Source organism: Streptomyces olivochromogenes (genome assembly GCF_021538895.1).
GTDB lineage: Bacteria > Actinomycetota > Actinomycetes > Streptomycetales > Streptomycetaceae > Streptomyces > Streptomyces olivochromogenes_A.
The window spans coordinates 1-4,754 of sequence record NZ_JADDRL010000237.1 but is presented as its reverse complement, the minus strand read 5'-3'; the positions used below and the strand labels follow the sequence as shown (position 1 = coordinate 4,754).

The 4,754-nt window shown below is 69.3% G+C and carries 5 protein-coding genes and 2 pseudogenes; 4 read left to right on the top strand and 3 right to left on the bottom strand.

Annotation, left to right across the window (positions count from 1 at the left end; translation table 11 throughout):
• A pseudogene (locus IPZ69_RS46400) lies at positions 1-244 on the top strand (GNAT family N-acetyltransferase); the annotation flags it as partial.
• 138 nt (positions 245-382) lie between these two features.
• Here the strand turns inward: IPZ69_RS46400 and IPZ69_RS46395 are convergent.
• From IPZ69_RS46395 to IPZ69_RS46385, 3 genes are all read right to left on the bottom strand, one after another.
• Positions 383-856 carry a hypothetical protein gene (locus tag IPZ69_RS46395; protein WP_235460955.1) on the bottom strand — a complete coding sequence of 158 codons (474 nt, stop codon included), beginning with the start codon at positions 854-856 and terminating at the stop codon, positions 383-385.
• A gap of 473 nt (positions 857-1,329) precedes the next feature.
• Entirely contained in the window at positions 1,330-1,533 is a 204-nt protein-coding gene (locus tag IPZ69_RS48045) for a hypothetical protein (protein WP_374296280.1), read from the bottom strand.
• A 554-nt stretch (positions 1,534-2,087) separates the two neighbouring features.
• Positions 2,088-2,729, bottom strand: a complete 642-nt coding sequence (locus tag IPZ69_RS46385) for a uridine kinase family protein (RefSeq protein WP_235460954.1) — start codon at positions 2,727-2,729, stop codon at positions 2,088-2,090.
• Positions 2,730-2,981: 252 nt separating this feature from the next.
• Here IPZ69_RS46385 and IPZ69_RS48040 point away from each other — a divergent pair, with 252 nt between their 5' ends.
• The 3 genes and pseudogenes from IPZ69_RS48040 to IPZ69_RS46370 all read left to right on the top strand — a co-directional run.
• The gene (locus IPZ69_RS48040) at positions 2,982-3,191 is read left to right on the top strand and encodes an SDR family oxidoreductase (RefSeq protein ID WP_374296283.1); all 210 of its coding nucleotides are present in this window, start codon (positions 2,982-2,984) and stop codon (positions 3,189-3,191) included.
• 312 nt (positions 3,192-3,503) lie between these two features.
• Positions 3,504-4,409 carry a hypothetical protein gene (locus IPZ69_RS46375; protein WP_235460953.1) on the top strand — a complete coding sequence of 302 codons (906 nt, stop codon included), beginning with the start codon at positions 3,504-3,506 and terminating at the stop codon, positions 4,407-4,409.
• A 78-nt stretch (positions 4,410-4,487) separates the two neighbouring features.
• Positions 4,488-4,754, top strand: a pseudogene (locus IPZ69_RS46370) (IS630 family transposase); the annotation flags it as partial.

Sequence of the window (4,754 nt, the reverse complement as noted above, 5' to 3'; positions counted from 1 at the left end):
TCGACCTGCTGTTCGTCGCCGACGAAGCTCAAGGACGGGGTATTGGTCGACAGCTCGTCGCGCACATGCAGTCGGAGGCCCGTGCCGCCGGGCTCGACCGTGTCATGGTCGTGTCGCATGTTCCCGCCGAGGACTTCTACCACCACGTCGGTGCGGTGCGGTGCGGACCGGGACCGCGTTCGCGAACCCGCCCGCCGTGCCGTGGGACCGTCCCGAATTCGAGTTTCGCATTCCTTCGGAATGACGCGGTGTACCGATTCGCAGGGCACCGACTTCGCCTGCATGGTGGCCGGCATGCAGGAGCCGCTGGACGCCGCGCGCTCCGTGTGTGCCGTCGTCTCTGCCCTGGCGGGGGATCGCCTGTGTCATGTCGCGCCATGATCTACCTCGGGCGCCACAGGACGCCCCTCGGTCTCCTCGGCGTCGCCGCCAAGAAAGGCGCGAGGCCCGCGACGAAGGCGTTGGTCGCCTCCCAGACGGCCGGGCGCACGCGGCCCTCGGCGACGAGCGCCGGGCCGAGACGCACCTCGGCGCCGCCGACGAGCTCCTGGCGGACGGCCTCGGCGCCGACGTCCCGGAGTGGGTGAGCCCCTTCGACGCCGCCGAGCACGCCAGCGCCCGCGCGGTCTCCGCCCGAGACCTCGCTGGTCTCGGCGGCGACGGGGCCGCGAGCGTTCACTTCGAGGACGCGCTCGCGCTGCGCAAGCCAGGCCTCGACCGCGTGAAGGTGATGAGCCGCGTCTGCCTGGCTGCCGCGCTGTTCGACGAGGGCCGGGTCGAGCGAGGCGCCGCCCAGCAGGCACTCGACGGCGCTACCCGCGTCGACTCCACCCGCGTGGCCTCTCGGCTTCAACACTGCTGGACGCGGCCCGCCCGTACCAGACTGCCGCGGTCGACGACGTACGGACAAAGGCGCAGGATCTCGCCGCCGCCCGTCCGACCGCGATCGCCGCCTGAGGCCATCAACACGATGGGGGACAACCCGGAACGCGGGCAGTGAGGCGTTCGAACAGGCCCTGGATACATTCGCCGCCTCTGACCTGGGCGTGCGCTACCCGGCGATCGTCCGGACCTGGCAGGCAGCCTGGAGCGAGTTCACTGCCTACCTGGCCTTCCGGTCGAGATAAGGAAGGTCCGAGCAGGCTGACCGCATCGCTCCCTACGTCACGGCGGTCTGGCACGGACGTGTGTACGGCACGGCCAAAAAACGCCGGGTCGCCTGGGTGGTTGACTTCAGTCGCTGCGCAATCGCGGGCCGTTGCGCACGGACGTCAGGGGGCGGGAGGGGCTCCTTCGGCGTCAGGCGCGTCCTGGACCGGTCCGGTTGTCTCACCTGGGCGGGCCTGCCGAGGTCATGGTGTTTTGCATGCGGTCGTGGACGTGGTCGTGGACGTCGCTAGGGTCGGGCACTTCTGACCCGGGGTCGTCCTTGCGGTCCTTGTTCTTGCAGACGGTGGCGGTGGAGGGCTCGTAGGTGTCGTCACCGGCGAAGGTGGCGGTGTAGCAGATCTCTTTGGGCTGCTTGCCGGGCACCTTGCAGGTGGCCTTGCCCCTGCTGTCGGTCGTGTCGGTGCACAGCGTGGTGGAGTCGGTGGTGAACTCGTTCTCCTTGCCTGCCAGTGGCTGGCCTTCTGCCGTCAGCTTGGCTTTGAGGGTGACGCCGTTCTTGTCGCCGGCACCCGCGCCGCAGCGCGCCGAGCGCGATCTCCCGCATCACCCTGCACGCGGGCGAGGTTTCCGCGGACTGTGAAGGTGTGGGGTAGTCAGGACCCAGTACACGTACGCAGTCCTCCAGCAGTCCAGAGGATTCGGCGAGCGCGCCGTCCACGTCCCCGGTCTCGCCCTGCATGTAGGCGCGTCACGGAGCATCGCGAAGAGAGCACGCCCATGCGGTGCCGGGCGAAGCGGGAGAGAGCCTGGATGCGGGTCTTCCCCTGATCCCGCCATATGTCGCCCCTGCAGTTCGCTTGGCTGCAGGTGAACTGGATCGGGCGTGATCCACCTGAGGGCCCGCCGGGGCTTGGGCTGTGTTGCCGGAAGCGTGATCACGCGGCGTTCCTCGCCGGGGCCGGTGCCCCCGATGCACGTCACAGCGCGAGCGCCGGGACCCCGGGGGTACGGGGCACACCGCACACCCCCCGTGCCCGCGAGGGCGCCGCGGGCGGCGGCGCGAGGGCCGGCCCGATCAGCGGCATGACGGCCGCCAGCATCTCCGCCTCGCTTGCGGTCCCGTTCACGACCAGATCGGCCGCCGCCCGGGAGGGCGCGACGTGGGCTGCGTGGCGGTCCCTGCCGGTCTGCAGATAGTTGCGTAGGGACAGTCGGGGGTCCTGCCGCTGTACCTCGATCTTCCGGAGGATCTTGCGGGCCAGGCGTATGTCGTCAGGGGTGTCGACATACACCCGCCACGCCGCCCGCCGGAGCACGGACGGCAGTGACAGCGCGAACAGGCCCTCGACCACCACCAGCAGCACGCCGGGGCGCAGCAGCGCCGCGTCAATGGCGTGTGTCACCGCTGTCTCGTCGATCGACCCCGGATGGTTCCAGTCGAGGACGGCGTGCCCGTCGGCACTGACCGTCCACACGCCCCTCAGGGGGTCGTGCGCGGGCACGTAGTAGTCGTCCAGATGGACCAGCGCGATGCTCTCGGGACACTGCAGCGACAGGGCTTCGGCAAGGGTGGACTTGCCGGATGCGGTGCCGCCTGCGACCGCCAGTACACCCGTCATACCGGGCGCTCCTCATGTGCTCAAAGGGGATAGACGAAGCGGCCGGACAAGCCGGGTGCAGGGAATGTACGGCGGCGTGATCGCTCATGGCAAGCGGGGAAACGCGGCCCGGTTCAGCGGAGGCCAGGGCCGCGACCTTTGGTCGACCTGCGCACCGGTCTCGGCGATGCCGCGGACCCCTAGCGTGACGTAGCGGCCCTTGGGCGCGGGCGTGACGGCGACGCGCGGGAACGAGTAGCCGAGGCAGCGCACCTGCGACCAGGCGACCCCGTCCGGGCCTCGCCGGGAACAGCACCGACGGCCGCCGCCTTTGACGCCCTGACCAAGACGTCTCAGGCAGGTCGCCCGGCCCAGCTGGAGGAGATCGCCGGGGCGGCCCACTACCTCGCCAGTGAGGTGGCCGGATGTGTACAGGGAACGACGGTCGTCGTTGACGGCGGCGGGTTGGCCGCCCGACTGTAGGCGCCCCGGGCTTCCTTGCCTGGGGGCGCCGCTGATGGGGATCTCTGGAATCTGCGCTGTCCGCAGTTCCGTGAAGCTCATGGCTGGATGAGGATCCGAAGTCGGAGGAGTTCGAACGAGGCTCGGCCGTACATAGCCCGCTTGAGAGGACGATACGAAAGTTGATGTCCGGTTCGTGACTGGGTTGAGTGAGGCTGGCGGGTCGGGTGTCCGCGTGAGGGGACAGGGGCCGGGCTGGGTGAACATGTCCCGCGATCCGGAGTGAGTCTGGTCAGTGTGAGTCCGTCGAAGTGTTGTGGCACCATCCCCGTTGTGGATGACCGTACGGATGACGTGGACTGGTCCTGCTTGTTCCATGCCTCGGGCCCCGCTGGCGACACGCCGCGGCGTCTGGCAGCTCTCCTCGGCGACGATGCGGAGGCTTTCGTCGACGGGTACTCACACCTGTGGTCGGAGACGCTTGGCCGCGAGGGTAAGGCCTGGCCTGCGACGGCGCCCACCGCGATGCTTGTCGCCGAGCTCCTGGACAATCCGCTGCTGGGGCCCGACGATCCCTCGCTGCGCGATGCCATGCTCGCCTATCTGTACGCGATCGGCGTCGCCGCCGACCTCGGCGACCAGGCTGCGGAGATCCGTGCTCGGGTCAAGGACCGCACACCGGAGCTGCGGGCCTGGACTGTCGAGTACGTGTCGGCCGATGCAGATGGCAGGGCCCGGATGTGGCAGGACGGCACGGAACTGGGTGAACTCGCTCTCGATCAGGCGGCGCTCGCCTGCTTCGACGTGGTTCCCGTGCTCCTGCGGCGAACACTGCCGTACCTCGCGTCGGAACGTGCCAGGCGCAGGACCTGCGCCGCTGCAGCTGTTGGGTCACTGGCGCGGCATCCCGCGGCCGCCGCGCAACGTTCGGAGCTGCTGAAACTGTTGACGTCGATGGCCCGGGCCGCCGACTCCTCGTACGACCTGGCGACGATTGTGATCGCCATCGGCCACCTCGGCGGCGACACGCGCCCCTGGCTGGCTGACCCGCATCCAGGCGTTCGGGCCTGCGCGGCCCTGGCGCCCGACCTTGCCGGCGACGACACAGCAGCGCAGGTGCTCGTGGAACTGGAGCGGTCGCCGCAAGCGTTCGGCAAGTCCTTTGGAGACCTGGCTCCACCCCTACAGCTCCAGTTCAAGTCGTACCAGGATCTGCCCCCAGGACTACGCGCGAACTGATGCCCGGTGTCCGCGACGGGGGTTACGGTTGCGGCAGTGCGAACAGCCCCTGCTCGCCGGCCGCCTTCGATCCTCCTCGACCAAGTCGAGGAGTTCGTCGTGGCCACCCTGGAGTCGGTCCCGGGCCAGGACACGCACTGGTCACGGGCCTCGATGGCCCAGCGCACCGGCCTGTCGAAGTCTACGATCGGGCGAATCTGGAAGCGGTTCGACCTCAAGCCCCACCTGCAGGATTACGTCAAGCTGTCCACCGATCCGCAGTTCGTCGCCAAGGTCGTCGACGTTGTCGGCCTGTACCACCACCCGCCCGAGAAGGCGGTCGTGCTCTGCGTGGACGAGAAGAGC

Excerpts from the sequence above, each read along its gene's own strand:
- IPZ69_RS46385 (WP_235460954.1), bottom strand. The coding sequence starts at position 2,729 with ATGACGGGTGTACTGGCGGTCGCAGGCGGCACCGCATCCGGCAAGTCC.